Origin of the sequence: Ferrimonas pelagia, assembly GCF_039543565.1 — a bacterium.
Classification (GTDB): Bacteria; Pseudomonadota; Gammaproteobacteria; order Enterobacterales; family Shewanellaceae; genus Ferrimonas; species Ferrimonas pelagia.
In genome coordinates this window covers 1-1,089 of sequence record NZ_BAABJZ010000040.1, presented here as the reverse complement: position 1 = coordinate 1,089, position 1,089 = coordinate 1, and the positions used below count along the sequence as shown (strand labels likewise).

1 protein-coding gene and 2 pseudogenes are annotated in these 1,089 nt (G+C 49.4%); all 3 read right to left on the bottom strand.

Annotated features, from left to right (window positions below; all coding sequences use genetic code 11):
* Positions 1-117: 117 nt before the first annotated feature.
* Positions 118-588, bottom strand: a pseudogene (locus tag ABEA08_RS09515) (IS66 family transposase); the annotation flags it as partial.
* 41 nt (positions 589-629) lie between these two features.
* Positions 630-758: pseudogene (tnpA, locus tag ABEA08_RS22020) on the bottom strand (IS66 family insertion sequence element accessory protein TnpA); the annotation flags it as partial.
* 61 nt (positions 759-819) lie between these two features.
* A partial coding sequence (locus ABEA08_RS09510; protein ID WP_345335063.1) for a hypothetical protein occupies positions 820-1,089 on the bottom strand: 270 nt, incomplete at its 5' end.

The window sequence follows — 1,089 nt, the reverse complement described above, 5'->3', positions numbered from 1 at the left end:
GCGGCTGAAACTCAATCCACTGGAGTGGCTTCAACAGATCACTCGAGCCTGTATCGAGCAACGTCCGTATCCGATACCAGAAGGCCTCATGATCTAAGGTCAAGTCCACTCGGGTGAACAGTTACCGGCATAACGCTTCACCGGGCACTGTTCCCCTCGGCTTAACCAGCTCTGTATGCTTTTTCGCAGACGTAACATCCGGCGCCACCACCGGTGTTCATCTATGTCTCCGGCCTCAAATCTATGTTGAGTTAGGAACACGGATTTACACAGTAAAACGAGCGTAGCACCGATCTTAGCTGTAAGACCTTTGCCCGTGTAGTCAGCCATTTTTTGCAGATTGCGCTCAACATGGGCCCAGCAGAATTGATGCCGATCCTCGTTGAGCCAGTGGTAACTAGCACATTGATCCGTGACGGTGATCGCAGGACACTTCTCTCCCAAAAGAAACTTGGCATTATCTTGGTCTCGGGAGTACCGAATCGTTTGAAAGACCGCACCTTCGGTCGATGCCAGCCAGACCCACCAGTTGCTCTCTTCTCCATTTCGTTGATGTGTTGTTTCGTCGGCATGCACCAGTGTCCACTTTTACCGGATCGGATCAGTTCTGCCTCTACGAGATGGGCCTTTCGGCGCCAATATTGAAAAGTGGCAAGGCTGATCTCGAATTGCTTACAGAACGCCTTTTGACTTAATCCGCTGACGGCCTGCTGCTCCAAAACAGCTTGCCAGTGGCGCTGCTTTTCACTGTTGTTCATGCTGTCTCCCCAAATGAAAATAGCATGACGAAATCCAGCTATGGGGGGAAGGTGGGGCTAATTAGGCGCTTGCGAATATCTTTTCTTTTAGCTTTAGCTTAGTGTGACCAATGTGTTGTAGGCGGGCATGATGGCCATTCAGATAATCGAGAAAGATTCTTGCCAATAATTCCTCTTTGTTACAGAAAAACAGGCGTAGGGTACGGCGCTGTTTTAGGGAATTGTTGGTGGGTGTATACTTTCGGTAGAGCACTGGTTTAGGAGTTTCCTCATGGAAAGACTCGAATTCGGCAAGTTGCTTCTTATTCTCCCAGAACTCAATCGGTTCCAG